Consider the following 19,249-nt stretch of genomic DNA (forward strand, 5'->3'; position numbering starts at 1 on the left):
CGGGTGGAATCCGGTCGTGGGGCGCGCGGGGCGCTCCCACGACCGGAGGTCGATCAGCCCTTCGACGGCTCGAGCTCGAAGTCGTAGCTGCTCCGGCGGGTGCCGGTGCCGTCGTCCTGCGGGTCGAGCACCAGCTCCGGCTTCGTCGCCTCGGCGACGTCGGAGTCGAGGTAGTCGCCGCCGGCGAAGTAGAGCTGGGTGGTGATCGGTCGATGGCCCTCGGCGCGCACCAGGATGTGCAGGTGCGCCGGGCGCCACGGGTGCCAGCCGGCCGCCTCGATCAGCTGACCGGTCGGGCCGTCGGTCGGGATCTGGTACGGCGCGGGCTGGATGGTGTCGATCGCGAACCGGCCCTCCTCGTCCGTCACGACGACGCCGCGCAGGTTGCCGTCCGGCACGTGCGGGGCGAACCCCGAGTAGTAGCCGTCGGAGTCGGCGTGCCAGATGTCCACCTCGGCGCCGCCGAGCGGCTTGCCGGCGGTGTCGCGTACCTGCCCCTCGAGAACGAGCGGGGTGCCCTTCTCGTCTTCGCGGCGCGGCAGCGAGCAGGTGGAGGACAGCTTGGCCTGGTCGCCCATGTAGTAGGGCCCGAGGATCGAGCCCTTGGTGCCGGTCTGGGACTTCGCGACCTGCTCCTCCACGGCATGCTCGACGAACACGTCCATGAACAGCGGCCACTCGCCACCCTCACCGACCGCCATCAGCCACGCCTTGGCGGCCTGGAACTCGGGATAGGTGACGTCGTGCTTGGCGATAGCGCCGTGAACGGCCGCGAGGACGTCGGTGACGATCGCCGCGACCCGCTCCGGCGGGGTGTCGGCCACGTCGGCGGTGGCGCTGACGGCCTTGAAGTTCTTGCTGGCGTTGGCTCCCGAGCCGGCCGCTGTCGGCGAATCCTGCGTGGTGGTCATGGTGTTGACCTCACTTCCTGTTGAGGATGAGCGAGACGTCGGTGGGGTTGATCAGGTCCGGGGCGGTCCAGCCGTCCAGGTCGTACTCGCCGAGGAAGTCCTCGGCGAAGCCGGTCATCTTCTCCACCTCGCCCTGTGCCTCGGAGGCGAAGAGGATCTCGGCCTTGACGTTCTCGTGGTTGCCCGAGTAGTTGCGCTCGTAGAGCTCGTGGCGGCCGCCGAACTCGGTGCCCACCGCGTCCCAGAGAGCCTTCATCAGCTTGGTGCGGTCGACGGCGTCGTAGCCGTTGGAGCCACGGACGTACTTGTCGAGGTAGGGCCGGACCTCCGGGGTCTTGAAGTCGATCGCGTTGGAGTTGAGGTAGATCAGGCCGGAGGCGACGTCCTGCTGGATGATCTCCTTGACCCGGGGGTACATCTGGATCATCAGCTGGCGGTAGACCATCCCGTAGTCGAGCTTGGGCAGCAGCATGCCGCCGGGGCCCTGGTCGGGGTTGGCCGCCATCGCGTCGGCCAGCGCCCGGAAGGTGTTGCGGTAGCCGATGACCTCACCGACGCGGGTCTGGACGCCACGGAAGTCCTTGGTGCCGGTCGCCTCGAGCGCCTTGAGCAGGAGCCCGGCGATGAACTCCAGCTTCGTGGCCAGCCGGATGCAGCCGTGGAAGGTGAACCGGTGGAAGAAGCCGGTCTGCATGGCGAAGCCGTTGATCTTCTCGGTGTCGCCGTAGACGAAGATGTTCTCCCACGGCACCAGCACCTTGTCGAAGACGAAGATGGTGTCGTTCTCGTCCATCCGGCTCGAGAGCGGGTAGTCGAAGGGGCTGCCGAGGGTGTCGGCCTGCATGCCGTACGACGGCCGGCAGATCAGCTTCACGCCGGGTGCGTCCATCGGGACCGTGCACACCAGGGCGTACTCCTTCTTCTTGATCGGGAGCCCGTAGTGCGCGATGAAGTTGTAGTTCGTGATGGCCGAGCCGGTCGCGACGACCTTGGCGCCGGAGACGATGACGCCGGCGTCGGTCTCCTTCTCCACCTTCATGAAGACGTCGCCGACCTCGTCCGGCGGCAGCTGACGGTCGACCGGCGGGTTGATGATCGCGTGGTTCCAGTAGAGGACCTTCTCCTGGCTCTCCTTGTACCAGCGCTTGGCGTTCTCCTCGTACGGCGCGTAGAACTCGGGGTAGCCGCCGAGGGTGCCGAGGAAGCTGCCCTTGTAGTCGGGGGAACGACCCATCCAGCCCCAGGTCTGCCGGGCCCAGTTCTCGATCGCCTTACGGTCGGCCTTCAGGTCCTCGGGGGTCTTCGGGGTCTTGAAGAACGGGTGCGTCCAGCCGCCGTTGCCGGTGTCGGTCGGCACCCAGACGTCCTTCTTCAGCTGCTCGTCGTGGAGCGAGTCGTAGAGGCGGGCCGTCATCCGGATCGGGTTCCGGAACGCCGGGTGCTCGGTGACGTCCTTGACCCGCTCGCCGTAGATCCAGATCTCCCGATCGTCCTTGAGGCTGTCCATGTACTCGTTGCCGGTCATCGGCGCCGTGGCCGTGGCCGCCTCGGGTGCGGCCTCGGCTGCCGTTGCGGTCTCGGTGCTGTCGTCGATCTGCGTCATGTCGTTCTCTCCTCAGATGGTTGGGACGCGGTGTCGGGTCGGGTTGAAGGTTGAAGACGGAGTGGAGGCGGGGCGGTGATCTCTAGGAGTGAGCGGCCTCGGCGAGCGGGCTGAAGCTCGCGCTGTCGAACCACCCGGAGGTCGGGCAGTCGATCGATCCGCCCCAGTGGATGCCGGGGGCCCGGTCGTGCTGCGGGCTGAGGTAGCGGAACTCGCCCCCGAAGAAGAGCAGCGGCTGCTTGTCGGTGAGCTCGACGGTCTCGACCTCGCCGATGACGATGAGGTGGTCGCCGCCGTCATAGGTACGCCACGGCCGGCACGAGATCGTCGTGGCGGCTCCGGCCAGGATGGGGGCGGTCGGCCCGTCCACCCACGTCGGCGCCTCCTCGGCGGGGCGGCCGGCGAAGTGCCAGGCGACGTCGACCTGGTCCGCGGCCAGCACGTTGATCGCGAAGGACTGACCGTCGAGGAACTGGCATGCCTTGGAGGCGCGCCCGAGGGTCACCTGGGCGAGCGGCGGATCCAGCGACACCGCGGTGAACGCGTTGACCGTGGCGCCGTGCGCCTGGCCCTCGTCGCTGTCGCAGGTCACCACGGTGACCCCAGTGGCGAAACCACCGAAGGCGTTGCGGAGCTCTCGCGGATCCATGACTACCTCCTGTACGCTGTGCGTACGATCTGCACGACTGGCGTACAACCGACTGTGTCGGCCGTCACAGAAGAAGTCAACGGGTGGAACCACCCCTATTGGTACGCATGTCATATCGACTGAGCGGGAGGAACGACACAATGGACAACGCCCCCGAGCGGGACATCATCCAGAGCATCGAGCGCGGCTTCGCCGTGCTGCTCGCCTTCGACGAGGACCTTCCGACGGCTTCGTTGGCCGAGCTCGCGGAGAAGACGCGGCTGTCTCGTCCCGCGGTCCGGCGGATCCTGCTGACCCTCCAGAAGCTCGGCTATGTGGAGGGCGGCGCCGGCCGCTGGGCGCTCACTCCGCGGGTGCTCACCATCGGCCAGCACTACGCCGCCACGCACGGCATCGTCGAGATCACTCAGCGGCATCTGCTCCGCGTCGTAGAGCTGACCGGTGAGTCCGCGTCGTTCGCCCAGCTCGACGACATCAACGTCGTCTACGTGGCGCGGGTGAACGCGCGCCGGGTGCTGAGCAACACCGTGGACGTCGGCACCCGGCTCCCCACGCACGCCACCGCGATGGGCCGCGTCCTGGTGGCGTTCCGGCCCGCTGAGATCGTGGACCGGATCATCGACGAAGCAGGTCTGCCGGCCCTCACCGCACGCACGGTCACCGACCCGATCGCCTTCCGCGACATCCTGCACGACGTTCGCGGGCAGGGCTTCGCCCTCGTCGACGGGGAGCTCGAGGAGGGTTTCCTGGCCATTGCGGTGCCGGTGCGCGACAGCCGCGGCAGCGTGGTCGGAGCCCTCGCCTGCTCGACCTCCCGTGGTCGGCACACCCCTGAGGACGTCGTACGCGACATCCTGCCCGTGCTCCTGGAGGGGGCCGAGGCGATCAGCGCCGATCTCCGGGTGACCACCACCCAGCCGAGGGTCCTGCCCGGCGGACCGCGGCCAGGGATGTTCTCCCCGCCGCGCTAGGGCGTCGCGACCAGCTCCATCAGCCGCGCCAGCGCTCGCGCGAGCACCGGGTTGGCGTCACCCTCACGGGTCGCGGCGACGAGGTCGACGCCAGGGGTGCCGGCGAGCGGGACGTAGACCATGCCCGGAACGTGCAGCACGGAGGTGGGCTCGGGAACCACCGCGATCCCGAGCCCGGCGGCGATGAAGGTGACCAGTGTCGACGTCTCCGCGACCTCGTGGACCACGTTGACCTCGAGATCCGCCTCCGCGAAGAGCTCGTGGATCAGGGAGTTCATCACCGAGCGGCCGCTGCCCGCGTGGATGATCATGCCTTCTCCGGCGAGGTCGGCGACCCGCAGTCTCTTGCGGTCGGCATACCTGTGATCCTGCGGCAGCGCGACCAGCAGCCGCTCGCGGCGTACGTCCTGGACCGAGAGTCCGGAGGTGTCCGGGAGGCGCCGCAGCAGGCCGAGGTCGAGCGACTCGTCATGCAAGGCGCTGGCCTGGTCCGGCGACAGCATCTCGCCCCGGAAGCCGAACTCCACATCCGGTAGCTCGCTGCGCAGCGCCTTGGCGAGGGCAGGGAGCAAGGAGTACGTCGCCGACCCGACGCACCCCACCGTCAGGCGACCGGTCCGCCCGGCCGCGATCCGGACAGCGTTCTCCCCCGCCTCGTCCACGGCCGCGAGGATCTGCCGGGCGTCGTCCAGGTAGGCGACCCCCGCCGGAGTGAGGTCGACCCGGCGGGTGGTGCGGGTCAGCAGCGTGACGCCCAGCTCCGCCTCGAGCTGCCGGATCTGCTGGGACAGGGGCGGCTGGGCCATGTGCAGCCGCTCCGCCGCCCGGCCGAAATGGCGCTGCTCGGCGACGGCGACGAAGTATCGGAGATGGCGCAGTTCCATTCACTCATACTCCCCCACCGACTACCAGCATTTAGGACGCATCAGGTCTCAGTAGCAAATAATTGGATACTTCACAGTATCGAAAGACACGATTAGGTTCAGAACATGCCCGACATCGTCATCTGCGAACCCGTGCGCACCCCGGTGGGGCGCTACGGCGGCGCCTTCGCCTCACTGTCAGCCGCCGACCTCGCGTCCACGACCCTCTCCGAGCTCGTGCGTCGCACCGGCTTGCAGGAGGGTGACGTCGACGACGTGATCCTCGGCAACTGCTACCCGAGCGGCGAGCACCCGGCCATCGGCCGCATCGCCGCGCTCGACGCCGGCCTCGGCACGGGCGTACCGGGACTCCAGCTCGACCGCCGCTGCGGGTCGGGCCTGCAGGCAGTCCTGTACGCCGCCTCCCAGATCGCCAGCGGCGCCGGCACCGTCATCGTGGCGGGAGGCGCCGAGTCGATGTCCAACGTCGAGCACTACGCGCTCGGGTTGCGTACCGGCGTCAAGAGCCGATCGGTGGAGCTGATGGACCGCCTGGTCCGAGCCCGCGAGACCGCCGGCGGCAAGGATCACCCCGTCCCGGGCGGGATGCTGGAGACGGCCGAGAACCTGCGCCGGGATTACTCCATCTCCCGCGAGCAGCAGGACGAGTTCTCGGTGCGCTCCCAGCAGCGTGCCGGTGCCGCCCACGAGGCCGGCAAGTTCGCCGACGAGCTGATTCCCGTGACGGTCCCCGGCCGCCGGGGCAAGCCCGACATCGTGGTGGACCGCGACGAGCACCCGCGACCCGAGACGACCCTCGAGCAGCTCGCGGCCCTGCGGCCCGTACGTGCCAAGATCGACGAGGCCTCGACCGTGACGGCGGGCAACGCCAGCGGCCAGAACGATGGCGCCGCCATGTGCGTCGTCACCACCCGCGAAGAGGCCGAGCGCCGGGGCCTACGCCCCCTGCTCGCACTGAAGTCGTGGGCGGTTGCCGGTGTCGGCCCCGAGGTGATGGGCATCGGACCGGTCCCCTCGACCGCCGCGGCGCTCGAACGCGCCGGCCTCACCCTCGACGACATCGACGTGATCGAGCTCAACGAGGCCTTCGCCGCCCAGGTGCTGGCCTGCCTGCAGGAGTGGAAGATCGACCCGACCGACGAACGGCTCAACCCCAACGGCTCGGGCATCTCCCTCGGCCACCCCGTGGGTGCCACCGGTGGTCGCATCCTGGCCACGCTGGCCCACGAGATGCGACGGCGCGAGTCGCGCTACGGCCTCGAGACCATGTGCATCGGCGGCGGCCAGGGCCTCGCCGCGATCTTCGAGCGGGTCGTCTGATGGCCGCGAACGCGGGCGCCGTGGCCGTCCACCACCTCGTCAGCGGTCCCGAGGACGCCCCGGTCGTCGTGCTGTCCAACTCGCTCGGCTCCACGATGGCCATGTGGGACGCGCAGATCGAGGAGCTCTCCCAGCACTTCCGCGTGGTCCGCTACGACACCCGTGGACACGGTGGCTCGCCCGTCCCGCAGGGGCCTTACGAAATCGACGATCTCGCCGACGACGTGGTCGCCCTCCTCGACTCCCTCGGTGTCCAGAAGGCCCACTTCGTGGGTCTCTCGCTCGGCGGCATGACCGGGATGCGCCTGGCCGCGCGAGACCCCGAGCGCGTCGACCGTCTCGTCCTGCTGTGCACGGGCGCCAAGCTGGACCCGTCCAGCGCCTGGCACGACCGCGCCGCCACCGTACGCGAGCACGGCTCGCCGTCGGTGGCCGAAGCCGTCGTCGCCCGGTGGTACACCCCCGCCCACCTCGAGGCCAACCCCGAGGTGAAGGCCGCGGGCGAGGCCATGGTCGCGGCGACGCCGGCCGAGGGGTACGCCTCCTGCTGCGAGGTCATCGCGACGATGGACCTGCGCCCCGACCTGCCCGAGATCTCCGCGCCGACGTTGGCGATCGCCGGCGCCGACGACCCGGCCACTCCCCCGCCGCACCTCGAGGCGATCGCCGAGAGCGTGCAGGACGGACGGGTCCTCGTCGTCCCGGAATCGGCCCACCTGGCCAACGCCGAGCAGCCGCAGACCATCACCCCCGCGATCATCGACCACCTGAGGGGCACCGTGGCATGAACGAGGAGGGCATGACCGACGACCAGGTCGCCTCAGGCGACGACCTCGCCACCCGCGTACGCCGCCTGGAGGATCTGCACGCGATCCAGCAGCTGCGCGCGCACTACTGCCAGGCGCTGGACGACGGCCGCTGGGACGACCTGGTCGAGCTGTTCACCCCCGACGGCGCCTTCGCCGGACTGTCCACGGCTCGCGGACACGACGAGCTGCGCACCTTCTTCGCCGACCTCCAGGACGGCCCGCTGTCGGCCTGGTGGCACTTCTCCTCGAACGAGACGATCGACCTCGTAGGCTCACCCGCCCATGCCGCGACCGGCGCGACCTGGCTCGACCAGCCCTGCGTCGTCGACGGTCGCGCCCACATCGCCGCCGGCCGCTACCAGGACCAGATGGTCCGTGGCGATGACGGCCGCTGGCGCTTCGCGGAGCGTCGCGTGACGTTCTTCTACTGGGTCCCGGGCGACGAGGACTGGGCCCCCGGCCGCTACGGCTGGGCCCCCGCCCGCGCCGCGGCCGACGTACGCACCGTCGAACGGCTAGCCGCCCGCGACTGACCCTTCGGACCGCCAGACCAGACCGAAAGCAGTTGATCACGATGCTCTACCACGTACGCATGGACGTCCGGATCCCCCAGGACATGGATCCCGAGGCCAAGGCCGACCTGGTCGCCCGCGAGAAGGCGTACGCGCAGGAGGTGCAGCGCTCCGGACGTTGGCCACACCTGTGGCGGGTCGTGGGTGAGTACGCCAACGTGTCGATCTTCGACGTCGAGTCGAACGACGCGCTCCACGACCTCCTCTCGGGGCTGCCGCTGTTCCCCTACATGGACATCTCGGTGACGCCGCTGGCCACGCACCCGTCCTCGCTCAGCTCCTGAGCGGCCGACAAACGTACGATCAAGGGGTCATGACTTCATCCCCGACGGCGTCCCGATTGACGTTCCGCGACCTGTTCCGGCTCAATCCCACGCCCGGGGCTCACCATGTGGCGCTGCGCGCCGGGATCAGTGTCGCCGTCCCGCTGCTGACGGTGATCGCCCTGGACCACGTCGAGTGGACCCTGTACGCCGCCTTCGGTGCCTTCGCCGCTCTCTACGGACGCAACCGGCTGCATCGCCCGCGGGCCCTCATGCAGCTCGCCGCCGGCGTCTCGCTGGTGATCGCGGTGACGTTCGGGGCGATCACCGCCGCGCTCGACGGGCCCGGCTGGCTGCTCCTGGTCGGTGGTGCCGTTGTCGCGACGGCCGGGTCCTACGCGTCCAACGTCATGGACTGGCATCCGTCCGGCCCGCTGTTCGTGATCTTCGGGTACGGCGCGGTCGCCACCGCCCCAGGCCGTTGGGAGGACGTACCGATCGCCCTCGGGATCAGCCTGGCCAGCGCCCTCTTCGCGGTTCTCGTCGGCAATGTCGGCGCCTACCTGCGCAAGCAGACCGCCGAGACCCCGGCCCCGCCCTCGCACTTCTCCCGCATCGACCCGCTGAGGTTCTTCCTCGCCGTCACTGCCTCCGGCTCGATCGCCCTCGCCGCCGGCATCGGCCATCCCTACTGGGCGATGGTCGCCGCCGCAGCCCCGCTGACTGTGCACGGCCTGAGCCACCAGCTGCTCCGCGGCACCCACCGCATCCTCGGCACCATCGTCGGGCTGGCGACCGCGGCTCCCCTCCTGCTGCTCGAGATGAGCCCGGTTCTGATCGTCTTGACCGTGGTCGTTCTCCAGATCGTCACCGAGCTTCTCGTCGGCCGCAACTACGGTCTCGCGCTGCTGTTCATCACGCCGATGGCACTCCTGATGGGCCAGCTCGGCAGCTCGCGTCCGGCGACGGACCTCCTCCTCGATCGCGGCGTCGAGACGGCGGTCGGGGTGGCTGTCGCGTTCGCGATCGTGATGGCGTTCCGGTCCTCGAAGCAGCGGGCGGCTGCGCGGATCTGACCTGCCCAGGGCAGGTCAGGAGGTCACAGTCCGGATCAGCTTCTTGTTGACGAACTCGTCCATCCCGAGCCGGCCGAGCTCTCGACCGAAGCCGGAGCGCTTGATCCCGCCGAAGGGCAGCTCCGCGCTCTCCACACCGACGCCGTTGACGAAGACCATCCCGGCCTCGATCCGGTCCGCGACGCGGGCGGCCTGGTCCGGATCGGTGGTGAAGACGTACGAACCGAGGCCGTACGGAGTGTCGTTGGCGATCCGGACGGCGTCGTCCTCGTCGACAGCGGAGAAGACCATCGCGACCGGGCCGAACAGCTCCTGGCGGGCCAGGTCGTTCTCGGCGCCGAGGCCGGTCAGGACACCTGCGGGAAAGTAGGCCCCGGACCGGTCGCCGGCGCTGGCGAGCTCGGCTCCCTGACCGACGCCGACGTCGACCTGCCGGGCGAGGTTCTCCGCGGCGGCGACCGAGGACAGCGGCGCGCCGGTCTCCTCGGCCAGGAGCCGCTCGGTGAACCTCGCGACGAAGTCGTCATAGAGCCCCTGGGCGATCACGAACCGCTTCGCGGCGTTGCATGCCTGGCCGGTGTTGTCCAGCCGAGCGGCCACCGCCGCGCCCACGGTGGCGTCCAGGTCGTCGGTGGAGAGCACGATGAACGGGTCCGAGCCGCCGAGCTCGAGGACGACCTTCTTCAGATGTCGCCCCGCGATCTCGGCCACCGCCGCACCCGCTCGCTCCGAGCCGGTCAACGAGACGCCCGCGACCCGCGGGTCGGCGATGACCTCGGCGATCTGCTCGTTGGTGGCGAAGATGTTGACGTACGCACCGACGGGGAACCCGGCGTCGGCGAAGATCCGCTCCAGCGCCTCTGCCGAGGCGGGGCACTGCGGCGCGTGCTTGAGCACGATGGTGTTGCCGGTGGCGAGGTTCGGCGCCGCGAACCGGGCGACCTGGTAGAGGGGGAAGTTCCACGGCATGATGCCGAGCAGGACTCCGACCGGCGAGCGGCGGACGACCCCGGTGCCGGCACCGGAGGTGACCTCGAGGACCTCGTCGGCCAGGAACTGCCCGGCGTGCTCGGCGTAGTAGGTGTAGATGTCGACGCAGAAGTCGATCTCGCCCTCCGCCTCGGGCAGCGGCTTGCCCATCTCCCGCACGATGATCGCGGCCAGCTCGTCGCGACGCTCGGCATGCAGGTCGGCCACCCGCCGCAGGAACGCGGCGCGCTCGGCCACCGAGGTCGTACGTCCCCAGCCGGTCGCCGCGGTGTGTGCGGCCGTGACCGCGTCGTCGATCTCGGCGTCGGTGGCGGTCGAGTAGGTGGACAGGACCTCGCCGGTGGCCGGGTCGGTGACCGCATAGGTCGCCTCGCCGGTGGTGGCGATGAGGTGAGAGGTGCTGGTCATCGGGACTCCTCGGTGGTCAGGGCGGCGGCGTCGCTGGGCGTTTCGGGCGAACCCTCGCCGGCGAGCCGGCTGGTCCACTCCCGCATCACGGCAGGGTCGGTCGGAGGGGTGAGCAGGCTGACGACGACGTACGCCACCGCGCTGACCACGAGCCCCGCGTAGACCGGCTCGTTGGCGAGCACGTCACCGACGATCGCCATCGTCGCGAGCGTGGCGAGGGTGCCGGTGGCCATCGCCACCACCGCCGCCGTGCCGGTCGCGCGGCGCCACAGGAAGCCGCCCAGGATCGGCACCAGCAGGCCGCCGACGAGAATGTCGTAGGCGATGGTCAGGGCCGAGACGACGTCGCTGAGCAGGGAGGCGATGACGACGACGGCGAGGCCGATCGCGACGACGTAGATCCGGTTGGCGAGCACGTCGTGCTCGGGGTTCTCCGACTCGTCCTGGATCCGCGCCGGGATGCGTCCGAGCAGCCGGGCGATCATGGGCTGTACGTCGGTGCGGGCCACCGTCGCCGTCGCGATCAGCGCACCGGAGGCGGTCGACATCATAGCGGCCACCGCGGCGGCGAGCACCAGGCCGCTGACACCGACGGGCAGGATCGACTCGGCGATGGTGGCATAGACGTCGTTGCGGTCATCGACGTTGACGAAGGTGGACGCCGCGGCACCGATCAGCGCGCCTGCGACGCCGTAGACCAGGCAGTAGACGCCGGCCGCGGTGCCGCCCCAGCGGGCCACCCGCGGAGAGCGGGCGGTGAAGACGCGCTGCCAGATGTCCTGCCCGATCAGCATGCCGAAGGTGTAGACGACGATGTAGGTGATGATCGTCCCGGTGCCGATCGCGCCGAGGTCGAAGACGGAGTCCGCGGCCCGGTCCCTGATCCCGTCCAGGCCGCCGGCGTGGTTCCAGGTGAAGGGCAGCAGCAGCACGAAGATGCCGACGGTCTGCAGCGTGAACTGCACCATGTCGGTGAGCGTGATCGACCACATCCCGCCGATGGTGGAGTAGAGCACCACGATGACGCCGCCGATCAGCACGGAGACGACCCGGTCGGTGCCGAAGAGCACGTTGAACACGGTCGCGTACGCCATCGTGGAGGTGACCGCGAGCATCAGCGTGTAGGCCATCATGACCACACCCGAGGCGGCGGTCGCGCCGACGCCGTAGCGCAGCGCCAGCATCTGGGCGACGGTGAAGATCCGCAGCCGCTGGATCTTGCCGGCGAAGAACAGGCTCAGCGCCAGGACGCCCAGGGCGATCGCCGCGACGAGCCAGGCCCCGGAGAGGCCGAACTCATAGCCGAGCGCGACACCGCCGACGGTCGAGGCGCCGCCGAGAACGAGTGCGGACAGGGTGCCGGTGTAGAGCAGCGGCCCGAGCCGACGGCCGGCGACGAGGAAGTCGGAGCTGTCCTTGGTCCGGCTCTTGCCCCACCAGCCGAAGGCGACCATGGCGGCGAGGTATATGACGATGATGGTGAGATCCATGAGGGGGCTCCCGGTCAGTTGGGCGGGGTCAGATGGGGGTGGTCGGTCGAGCGCAGTCAGGTGGCGGAGAACATGCGGAGGGTCGTCGGAAGAACCACGACCGCTGGTCCGCTGGTGGCGAAGGTGCCGGCGATGATCTCGCCGACGGACTCGGGGGTCGCCGCGTGCACGGGGATGCCGAACGCCTCGGCCAGGAGGACGAAGTCGGGCCGGGCGAGCTCGGTGGCGGTCGCGGCGCCGAAGGCACCGGTCATGTACTCCCGCAGGATCCCGTAGCCGCCGTCGTCGACCACCAGCCAGGTGACATCGGCGTCGTGCTGGCGGGCGGTGGCGAGCTCGGCGATGGAGTACATCGCGCCGCCGTCGCCGGAGACCGCGAACGTACGCCGTCCCGACCCGACCGCGGCGCCGATCGCCGCGGGGAAGGCCAGCCCGAGACCGCCGGAGGCCTGTGCGGTGTGAAAGCCACCGGTGCGCGGGTCCCAGGCAGACCACGCCCAGTACGCCGCGATGGTCATGTCCCAGAACGTCTCGGTCTCCGCGGGCACGGCCGCGCGCAGGTCGGCGAGCAGCCGCTGCTCGGCGGCGAGGTCCTGGGCGTCGAGCCTGGTCTGGATCCGGGTGCGCAGGTCTTCGGCAACGCTCGCACCGGACCGCTTCGGGCCAGGCTCGGGCTTGGTCTCGGGGTCGGTCTCGGGAAGTGCTGCGGCGAGATCGGCCAGAGCCGCGGCGGCGTCGGCGTGGACGCCGAGCACGTCGTGGTTGGAGCCGAGCACCCGAGCCTCGGCGTCCACCTGGATCACCCGGCCACGCGGGGCGAAGGTGCCGTAGTTGCTGGTCACCTCACCGAAGGAGGTGCCGATCGCGAGCAGGACGTCGGCGTCCTCCAGCAGGTCGGTGGAGTGCCGGTCCTCGATCCACGCTCCCGCGCTCAGCGGGTGCGCGAGCGGGATCGCACCGTTGCCGCCGGCGGTGGAGACCACCGGCGCGTCGAGGGCCTCGGCGAGGGCGACCAGCGCCTGCGGAGCACCGGCGGAGCGGCGTACGCCTCCCCCGGCGAGGATCACCGGGCGCTCCGCGGCGGCGAGCAGGCGGGCGGCCTCGACGACCACCTCGGGGCGTGGACGCCGTGGCGTGGGCGCCGACGCGACCAGCCCGGTCACCGGCGGCACCACGACCTCCTCGAGGAGCACGTCCTGCGGGATCTCGACCCACACCGGTCCGGCCGGGGCCTCCTGGGCGGTGGCCCATGCATCGGCGAGCACCCCGGGGATGGCCGCCGCGTCCCGGACGGTGGCGGTGGACTTGGTGACGTTGCGGGCGCTGGCCTGCTGGTCGTCGAGCTGGTGCAGATACCCCTTGCGGGCTCCGCCGAGCCCGTCGCGCGGGATCTGGCTGGTGATCATCAGGACCGGGACGCAGGCTGCGTACGCCTCCTGAAGTGCCCCCAGCGCGGTGAGCGCCCCCGGTCCGGTGGAGCAGAACACCACGCCGACCTGGCCGGTCGTACGGGCATAGCCGTCGGCCGCGAAGACAGAGTTGTTCTCCACCCGGGAGGAGACGAAGCTCAGCTCGCTGCGCCGGATGGCGTCGAAGAGACCCAGCGCGTGCTGGCCCGGGATGCCGAAAACGTGGGTCGCGCCGAGAGCGGTCAGGCTCTCGACGGTGACGTCGCCGCCGTTGCGCTTCATCACGCCTCACCCGCTGTCTTGTCTGCCTTGGGCTTGTCTGCCTCGGGCTCCGCGTCGGCATGGCGCATCGCGAGCAGCGAGACCAGGTCGTAGGCCACGTGCGAGGCGGCGACCCCGGTCAGCTCGGCATGGTCGTACGCCGGGGCGACCTCGACCACGTCGGCGCCGACCAGGTTCAGGCCGACGAAGCCGCGCAGGATCTCCAGCAGCTCACGCGAGGTGAGCCCGCCCGCCTCGGGGGTGCCGGTGCCGGGGGCGTGCGCCGGGTCGAGCACGTCGATGTCGACCGAGACGTAGACCGGACGGTTGCCGACCCGCTGCCTGATCTTCTCGACCACCTCGTCGACGCCCTGGCGGAAGACGTCGGAGGAGGTGACGATCCCGAAGCCGAAGCGGCGGTCGTCCTCGAGGTCCTTCTTGCCGTAGAGGGGTCCGCGGGTGCCGACGTGACACAGCGCCTCGGTGTCGAGGATGCCCTCCTCCACCGCACGCCGGAACGGAGTGCCGTGGGTGTACTCGGCACCGAAGTAGGTGTCCCAGGTGTCCAGATGGGCGTCGAAGTGCACCAGCGCCACCGGGCCGTGCCTCTCGGCCGCGGCACGCAGCAGCGGCAACGCGATCGTGTGGTCGCCACCGATCGTGACCAGCCTGGTGCCGCCGGAGGTGAGCTCGAGCGCCGAGGCCTGCACGGTGTCGAGCGCCTCGTTGATGTGGAACGGGTTGGCCGCGACGTCCCCCGCGTCGACCACCTGGGCGGTCGCGAACGGCGAGACGTCCAGCGCCGGGTTGTAGGGGCGCAGCAGACGCGACGACTCACGCACGTGCGACGGGCCGAAGCGGGCACCCGGCCGGTAGGAGACGCCGGTGTCGAACGGGACCCCGACGACGGCGATGTCGGCGTGCTCCACCTGGTCGAGGCGGGGCAGCCGCGCGAAGGTCGCGAAGCCGGCGTAACGGGGGTTCTTCGAGGCGTCGACGGGGCCGACGGGCATGGGTTCTCCTTCGGGTGGTGCGGGGTCTCATCTCCGGGTCGAATGAGATCCGCGTCACTCTAAGTTCATTCCGAGGACCACCGCAATCACTTCGTTCTTTACATGCCCGCCAGAACTGTTGATATGCCGTCGGAACCAGGTTGATCTGTCATAGTCACACCGTCACACCGTCACGGAAACTCGATCTGCCATCGGAGGCGTACTCAAAAAATGTCGAACCAGATCGCACCCGGCGTGCTCGACAGCACTGATGAGGCGATCATCAGCCTGCTCGAGGAGGACGGGCGCCTCACCCACCGGGAGATCGCCGCGCAGATCGACCTCTCCCGCTCGGCCGCCGCCACCCGGGTCCAGCGGCTCCTGTCCGAAGGGCACATCGACGTCCGCGGAGTCGTCCACCCGGCCGTCCTCGGTCACGACGTCCTCGCCCACGTCTCGGTCAGCGTGAACGGCTCAGCGACGCGGGTCGCGCACGCCGCCGCGGCGCGCGATGACACCACCTTGGTGTCGATGACCAGTGGCCACCACGCCCTGGTCCTGGAGATCCGCGCCGGCGACATCGTCCAGATCGATGACGCGCTCGCCGAGGTACGCGCGATCGAGGGCATCGTCTCCACCGAGACCCTGCTCTACACCGAGGTCCTCCGCGACGTCGCTGCCCCGGTAGGCCGTGCGCCCGCGGCCGGGTCGCTCGACGAGACCGACTACGCCCTGCTGCGCGCGCTGCAGTCGAACGGCCGTGCCTCGTACGTCGATCTGGCCGCGAGCGTGGGCCTCTCCCCCGCCGGCGCGCGGCGCCGTGTGGTCGGGCTGCTCGCGGGCAACGTCGTCCGGGTCGGCGCCGTGGTGCGCCACTCGGGTCACGAGCGACGTACTGCCACCGGCATCGGGCTTCGTCTCGACGGGTCCGCCCACCGCCCGATCACCGAGCAGATCGCCCAGTGGGCCTCGGTGACCTTCGCGGCCAGGACGCTGGGCCGCTACGACGCCCTGCTGACGGTCGCCACCGCGACCTCCGGCGACCTGGTCGAGGTCCTCGACCACATCCGCGACCTCGACGGCGTTCGCGAGACCGAGACCTGGAGCCACCTCCGCTTCGTCAAGGAGACGTACGCCTCCTTGCACCTGGGCGTCGACTGACCGACCCGGCGCGTACGGACGAGGCGGCTCAGCCCTTGGTCGGGTCGATGCGCCGGGACGCGACGGCGTCCAGGGTGGCCCCGAGGGCGGCGGTGACATCGTCGGGGTTCTCGTGGGCGACGCCGAGGAAGATGGCATCGACGATCATGAGCTGGGCCATCCGGCTCGACATCGCGCCATAGCGGAACCGGGTCTCGCGCGAGACGGTGGTGAGCGTGGCGTCGGCGAGCTCGGCCAGCGGCGAGTGCGGGAAGTTGGTGACGGCGACGGTGAAGGCACCCCGGCCGGCGGCGATACGCAGGGCGGAGATCGCCTCCTCGGTCTCGCCGGAGTGTGAGAAGGCGACGGCCACGGCGTCGGTCGGGAGCACGGCCGCGCTGGTGAGGGCCAGGTGGGCATCGGCCCAGGCGTTGACCTGGTAGCCGATGCGGCGCAGCTTCTGCTGGAGGTCCTGTGCGGCCAGGCCGCTCGAGGCCGACCCGTAGGCGTCGACGACCGAAGCGCTCGTGATCGCGGCGACGACCCGGTCGAGCCGGTCGAGGTCGAGCCTGTCCGCGGTCTCCTCGACCGCTCGTGCCTCCTGGTAGGCGAGCTTGCGTACGACGTCGCGAGTCGTGTCGGCCGGGTCGATGTCACCCTCGGAGACGCCGAACTCGATCCGGCGGCCGGACTCGTTCGCGCCGGCCCGAGCCAGTGCCAGCCGAAAGGCCGAGTAGCCGGTGAATCCCAGGCTGCGGCACAGCCTGGTGACGGTGGCGGTCGAGGTCTCGTGGCGAGCGGCGAGCTCGGTGATGGTCAGCCCGGCGACGACGCCCGGGTCGGCCAGGGCCGCCTCCGCCAGGCGACGCTCGCTCGGCCGGAGCCCGGGCAGGGCCTGCCGCAGGCGTACCAGGATGTCCTCGGTCATCGTCCCTCGCTCGGCTCGGCCACACATCGATGTCACTAATTGACCCGTGACGGGTCACAGCGGAAACATTTTGTCATAGGATCCAGAGATCCGCGGGCGACGCCACTGCAGGCAGGAGCCCGACCTCTTGGCCCCACCTCTTGGAGGATCCGTGAGCACCCAGCGACGACACGGAAGACACACTCTCGCGACGGGCGCCAGCGCCGTCGTGGTCACCTTGCTCGCGGCCGGGCTCTCCGGCTGCGGCGGCGACGACACCTCGTCCGACGCCAACGGCACCCTGGTCTTCGGGATCTCCGCCGACCCGGCACAGATGGTGCCCTGGACCGCGACCTCGACCCAGTCGATCCAGGTGCTGTCCCAGATCTACAGCCCGCTGCTCAACACCGACGCCGAGGGCGTCCCGGAGGCGGGGCTCGCCGAGCTCCCGGAGATCTCCGAGGACGGGAAGACCTACACCTTCACGCTCCAGGACGGTGTCACCTTCAGCGACGGGTCTGCCCTCGACTCCGCGGACGTCAAGCACACCTACGAGAAGATCATCGACCCGGCCTCGAGCGCGAGCTCGGCGTCGTACTTCACCTCCGTGGCCGGCATCGAGGCCCCCGACCCGCAGACGGTCGTGGTGACGCTGAAGCAGCCCGACGCGTCCTTCGTCTCCGGGCTGACCGGGGTGAACACCGCGATCGTCCCCGCCGACGTCGACGCGAAGAGCCTGGAGACCGAGCCGGTTGGCTCGGGCCCCTATCAGTTCAAGAGCCGTACGCCGAACGAGTCGATCACGCTCACGCGCAACGCCGACTACTTCGCGGGGAAGCCGGGCGCGGCAACGGTCGAGTTCCGCGTGATTCCCGACGAGCAGTCGATGGTGTCATCGCTGAAGACCGGCGCCGTGGGCGTGGCGATCTTCGACAACCCGGTGACCGCGAAGACCGCGACCTCGGGACAGACCGAGAGCACGACGGTCGACTCGCTGTCCTACCACGTGCTGCAGCTGCGGGCGACCTCACCGACGCTCTCGAACGTCAACGCCCGGCTGGCGATCCAGTGCGCCATCTCGCGACAGGACGTGATCGACTCCGCGGCCCTTGGGTCGGGGAAGCCGACCGGACCGGTCACCTCGCCGGAGTACCGCTCCGACCCCGACGCCCAGCCGTGCGCCGAGCAGGATCTCGACAAGGCCAAGGACTATCTGGCCAAGGCCGGCAAGCCGAACGGGTTCGAACTGAACCTGATGACCTCCCAGGGTCTCTACTCCACCGCGGTCGACGAGGCGCAGAACATCCAGGCACAGCTCGGCAAGGTCGGGATCAAGGTCAAGGTCGAGGCGCTGGACTCCAACGCCTATGTCGAGCGGTGGCTCGCCGCCGACTTCGACGCGGCGATCGCGATGAACGGCGGCAGCTCGGACCCGAACACGATGTATGGCCGCTACTTCACCAAGGCGGGCAGCTTCAACAAGGTCGCGGGCTACAACAGCCCGGAGCTCGACAAGCTCTTCGCCGAGGGCATCGCGACCACCGACACCGCGGCCCGCCGGCCGATCTATGAGCAGATCTCCCAGCAGCTGGTCGACCAGGCGGCCTGGGTCTGGCTCTTCACCCCGCAGATGTACGTCGTGGCCAACAAGGGTGTGGAGGGGCTGGAGATGCGCGCGGACGCCTCGATCTCGACGCTGTGGAAGGCGTCGGTCTCCTGAGCGCCACGTCCAGGCTCACCCACCGGGTCGGCGCCGTCGGGCACCACCCGGGGGCCCGGCGTGTCGGGGAGGCGGTGGTGACCCTTCTCGGGGTCTCGGTGTTCACCTTCGTGCTGCTTCGGGTGGTCCCCGGCGACCAGATCACCGCGGCGTACGGAACCGCGGCGGGTGACCTCTCCCCGGAGCAGCTGCGGGCCCTGGAGGCCTACTACGGGCTCAACGAGCCGCTCCTGTCCCAGTACCTCGGCTGGCTCGGCGGTGTGCTCACCGGGAACCTCGGAGTCTCGGCGACCTCGCACCTGAGCGTGCTGTCGATGACCGCCCAGGCGCTGCCGATCACCATCGAGCTCGCCGTGCTCGGCATCGCGATCGGCCTCCTCATCGGCGTGCCCGGCGGAATGCTGGCAGCGAGCCGTCCCGGACGGGCTCGTGACCAGATCAGCCAGCTGACCAGCCTGGTCGCGCTCTCGGTGCCGTCGTTCTTGCTCGCCGCCGCGGTGTCGAGCTGGCTGGTCGACACGATCGGCTGGTATCCCAACGGCGAGGGCTACCGCACGCTGCGTGAGGACCTCGGGCTCAACCTGCAGCAGATGCTGCTGCCCGCGCTCGTGCTCGGCATCAGCATCGCCCCGCCGCTGCTGCAGACCACGCGCGCCGCGATCCTCACCGTCCGCTCCGAGGACTTCATCCGGACCGCGCGCGCCAAGGGAGTGCCAGGCCGCCGGCTGCAGGTGCGGCACATCCTGCGCAACGCCCTGATCCCGGTGGTGACGATGAGCGGTCTCCAGTTCGGCTTCCTGCTCGGTGGGGCGCTGGTGATCGAGCAGATCTTCGCGATCCCCGGCATCGGGCGCCAGGTGCTGCTCGGGCTGGA

At 70.0% G+C, this 19,249-nt stretch carries 18 protein-coding genes; 9 read left to right on the plus strand and 9 right to left on the minus strand.

Annotated features, from left to right (window positions below):
- Positions 1 to 53 precede the first annotated feature (53 nt).
- From catA to ACRDPS_RS21395, 3 genes are all read right to left on the minus strand, one after another.
- The gene (gene catA / locus ACRDPS_RS21385) at positions 54 to 911 is read right to left on the minus strand and encodes a catechol 1,2-dioxygenase (RefSeq protein ID WP_431503682.1); all 858 of its coding nucleotides are present in this window, start codon (positions 909 to 911) and stop codon (positions 54 to 56) included.
- A gap of 10 nt (positions 912 to 921) precedes the next feature.
- Positions 922 to 2,514, minus strand: a complete 1,593-nt coding sequence (locus ACRDPS_RS21390) for a 4-hydroxyphenylacetate 3-hydroxylase family protein (RefSeq protein WP_431503683.1) — start codon at positions 2,512 to 2,514, stop codon at positions 922 to 924.
- An 82-nt stretch (positions 2,515 to 2,596) separates the two neighbouring features.
- Positions 2,597 to 3,163 (minus strand): flavin reductase family protein, encoded by a 567-nt coding sequence (locus tag ACRDPS_RS21395; RefSeq protein ID WP_431503684.1) that lies wholly within the window; start codon positions 3,161 to 3,163, stop codon positions 2,597 to 2,599.
- A gap of 140 nt (positions 3,164 to 3,303) precedes the next feature.
- On the opposite strand from ACRDPS_RS21395, the gene ACRDPS_RS21400 reads away from it, so the two are divergent.
- Entirely contained in the window at positions 3,304 to 4,134 is an 831-nt protein-coding gene (locus tag ACRDPS_RS21400) for an IclR family transcriptional regulator domain-containing protein (protein WP_431503685.1), read from the plus strand.
- Here ACRDPS_RS21400 and ACRDPS_RS21405 read toward each other — a convergent pair.
- On the minus strand, positions 4,131 to 5,018 hold the full coding sequence (locus ACRDPS_RS21405; RefSeq protein ID WP_431503686.1) for a LysR substrate-binding domain-containing protein: 888 nt from the start codon (positions 5,016 to 5,018) through the stop codon (positions 4,131 to 4,133). The two genes, ACRDPS_RS21400 and ACRDPS_RS21405, sit on opposite strands and share 4 nt — an antisense overlap.
- Before the next feature lie 105 nt (positions 5,019 to 5,123).
- Between ACRDPS_RS21405 and ACRDPS_RS21410 the strand changes: the two genes are divergently transcribed.
- From ACRDPS_RS21410 to ACRDPS_RS21430, 5 genes are read left to right on the plus strand one after another with little or no spacing between them, the layout of a single operon-like run.
- On the plus strand, positions 5,124 to 6,338 hold the full coding sequence (locus tag ACRDPS_RS21410) for an acetyl-CoA C-acetyltransferase (RefSeq protein WP_431503687.1): 1,215 nt from the start codon (positions 5,124 to 5,126) through the stop codon (positions 6,336 to 6,338).
- Positions 6,338 to 7,126: a 3-oxoadipate enol-lactonase gene (gene pcaD / locus ACRDPS_RS21415; RefSeq protein WP_431503688.1), complete on the plus strand. Its 789-nt coding sequence runs from the start codon at positions 6,338 to 6,340 to the stop codon at positions 7,124 to 7,126. The genes ACRDPS_RS21410 and pcaD overlap by 1 nt, the downstream gene beginning before the upstream one ends.
- Positions 7,127 to 7,137: 11 nt before the next feature.
- Positions 7,138 to 7,680, plus strand: a complete 543-nt coding sequence (locus ACRDPS_RS21420) for a nuclear transport factor 2 family protein (RefSeq protein ID WP_431503689.1) — start codon at positions 7,138 to 7,140, stop codon at positions 7,678 to 7,680.
- A gap of 41 nt (positions 7,681 to 7,721) precedes the next feature.
- Positions 7,722 to 8,003 (plus strand): muconolactone Delta-isomerase, encoded by a 282-nt coding sequence (gene catC, locus ACRDPS_RS21425; RefSeq protein WP_431503699.1) that lies wholly within the window; start codon positions 7,722 to 7,724, stop codon positions 8,001 to 8,003.
- 29 nt (positions 8,004 to 8,032) lie between these two features.
- Positions 8,033 to 9,058 (plus strand): FUSC family protein, encoded by a 1,026-nt coding sequence (locus ACRDPS_RS21430; protein ID WP_431503690.1) that lies wholly within the window; start codon positions 8,033 to 8,035, stop codon positions 9,056 to 9,058.
- Between the two features lie 15 nt (positions 9,059 to 9,073).
- On the opposite strand, the gene ACRDPS_RS21435 is transcribed toward ACRDPS_RS21430, so the two are convergent.
- From ACRDPS_RS21435 to speB, 4 genes are read right to left on the minus strand one after another with little or no spacing between them, the layout of a single operon-like run.
- Positions 9,074 to 10,456 (minus strand): NAD-dependent succinate-semialdehyde dehydrogenase, encoded by a 1,383-nt coding sequence (locus tag ACRDPS_RS21435; protein WP_431503691.1) that lies wholly within the window; start codon positions 10,454 to 10,456, stop codon positions 9,074 to 9,076.
- Complete coding sequence (locus ACRDPS_RS21440) at positions 10,453 to 11,946, minus strand: sodium:solute symporter (RefSeq protein WP_431503692.1); 1,494 nt, start codon at positions 11,944 to 11,946, stop codon at positions 10,453 to 10,455. The genes ACRDPS_RS21435 and ACRDPS_RS21440 overlap by 4 nt, the downstream gene beginning before the upstream one ends.
- A gap of 56 nt (positions 11,947 to 12,002) precedes the next feature.
- Entirely contained in the window at positions 12,003 to 13,637 is a 1,635-nt protein-coding gene (locus ACRDPS_RS21445) for a thiamine pyrophosphate-binding protein (protein WP_431503693.1), read from the minus strand.
- Positions 13,637 to 14,629 (minus strand): agmatinase, encoded by a 993-nt coding sequence (gene speB / locus ACRDPS_RS21450; RefSeq protein WP_431503694.1) that lies wholly within the window; start codon positions 14,627 to 14,629, stop codon positions 13,637 to 13,639. Before speB ends, ACRDPS_RS21445 begins: the two co-directional genes overlap by 1 nt.
- 210 nt (positions 14,630 to 14,839) lie before the next feature.
- Between speB and ACRDPS_RS21455 the strand changes: the two genes are divergently transcribed.
- Positions 14,840 to 15,769 carry an Lrp/AsnC family transcriptional regulator gene (locus ACRDPS_RS21455; protein ID WP_431503695.1) on the plus strand — a complete coding sequence of 310 codons (930 nt, stop codon included), beginning with the start codon at positions 14,840 to 14,842 and terminating at the stop codon, positions 15,767 to 15,769.
- Between the two features lie 28 nt (positions 15,770 to 15,797).
- Here ACRDPS_RS21455 and ACRDPS_RS21460 read toward each other — a convergent pair whose 3' ends face one another.
- The gene (locus tag ACRDPS_RS21460; RefSeq protein WP_431503696.1) at positions 15,798 to 16,676 is read right to left on the minus strand and encodes a MurR/RpiR family transcriptional regulator; all 879 of its coding nucleotides are present in this window, start codon (positions 16,674 to 16,676) and stop codon (positions 15,798 to 15,800) included.
- Positions 16,677 to 16,827: 151 nt separating this feature from the next.
- Here ACRDPS_RS21460 and ACRDPS_RS21465 point away from each other — a divergent pair, with 151 nt between their 5' ends.
- Both ACRDPS_RS21465 and ACRDPS_RS21470 read left to right on the plus strand, forming a co-directional pair.
- On the plus strand, positions 16,828 to 18,375 hold the full coding sequence (locus tag ACRDPS_RS21465) for an ABC transporter substrate-binding protein (protein WP_431503697.1): 1,548 nt from the start codon (positions 16,828 to 16,830) through the stop codon (positions 18,373 to 18,375).
- A 77-nt stretch (positions 18,376 to 18,452) separates the two neighbouring features.
- Positions 18,453 to 19,249 (plus strand): ABC transporter permease (locus tag ACRDPS_RS21470; RefSeq protein ID WP_431503698.1); only part of this gene is annotated, 797 nt, incomplete at its 3' end.

Origin of the sequence: Nocardioides sp. (assembly GCF_050699375.1) — a bacterium.
In the GTDB taxonomy this organism is placed as follows: domain Bacteria; phylum Actinomycetota; class Actinomycetes; order Propionibacteriales; family Nocardioidaceae; genus Nocardioides.

Coding starts and splice junctions, on each gene's coding strand:
- ACRDPS_RS21395 (WP_431503684.1), bottom strand. CDS start 3,163: ATGGATCCGCGAGAGCTCCGCAACGCCTTCGGTGGTTTCGCCACTGGG.
- ACRDPS_RS21405 (WP_431503686.1), bottom strand. CDS start 5,018: ATGGAACTGCGCCATCTCCGATACTTCGTCGCCGTCGCCGAGCAGCGC.
- ACRDPS_RS21440 (WP_431503692.1), bottom strand. CDS start 11,946: ATGGATCTCACCATCATCGTCATATACCTCGCCGCCATGGTCGCCTTC.
- ACRDPS_RS21420 (WP_431503689.1), top strand. CDS start 7,138: ATGACCGACGACCAGGTCGCCTCAGGCGACGACCTCGCCACCCGCGTA.
- ACRDPS_RS21390 (WP_431503683.1), bottom strand. CDS start 2,514: ATGACGCAGATCGACGACAGCACCGAGACCGCAACGGCAGCCGAGGCC.
- pcaD (WP_431503688.1), top strand. CDS start 6,338: ATGGCCGCGAACGCGGGCGCCGTGGCCGTCCACCACCTCGTCAGCGGT.
- speB (WP_431503694.1), bottom strand. CDS start 14,629: ATGCCCGTCGGCCCCGTCGACGCCTCGAAGAACCCCCGTTACGCCGGC.
- catA (WP_431503682.1), bottom strand. CDS start 911: ATGACCACCACGCAGGATTCGCCGACAGCGGCCGGCTCGGGAGCCAAC.
- ACRDPS_RS21430 (WP_431503690.1), top strand. CDS start 8,033: ATGACTTCATCCCCGACGGCGTCCCGATTGACGTTCCGCGACCTGTTC.
- ACRDPS_RS21400 (WP_431503685.1), top strand. CDS start 3,304: ATGGACAACGCCCCCGAGCGGGACATCATCCAGAGCATCGAGCGCGGC.
- ACRDPS_RS21460 (WP_431503696.1), bottom strand. CDS start 16,676: ATGACCGAGGACATCCTGGTACGCCTGCGGCAGGCCCTGCCCGGGCTC.
- ACRDPS_RS21445 (WP_431503693.1), bottom strand. CDS start 13,637: ATGAAGCGCAACGGCGGCGACGTCACCGTCGAGAGCCTGACCGCTCTC.
- ACRDPS_RS21435 (WP_431503691.1), bottom strand. CDS start 10,456: ATGACCAGCACCTCTCACCTCATCGCCACCACCGGCGAGGCGACCTAT.
- ACRDPS_RS21455 (WP_431503695.1), top strand. CDS start 14,840: ATGTCGAACCAGATCGCACCCGGCGTGCTCGACAGCACTGATGAGGCG.
- ACRDPS_RS21410 (WP_431503687.1), top strand. CDS start 5,124: ATGCCCGACATCGTCATCTGCGAACCCGTGCGCACCCCGGTGGGGCGC.
- catC (WP_431503699.1), top strand. CDS start 7,722: ATGCTCTACCACGTACGCATGGACGTCCGGATCCCCCAGGACATGGAT.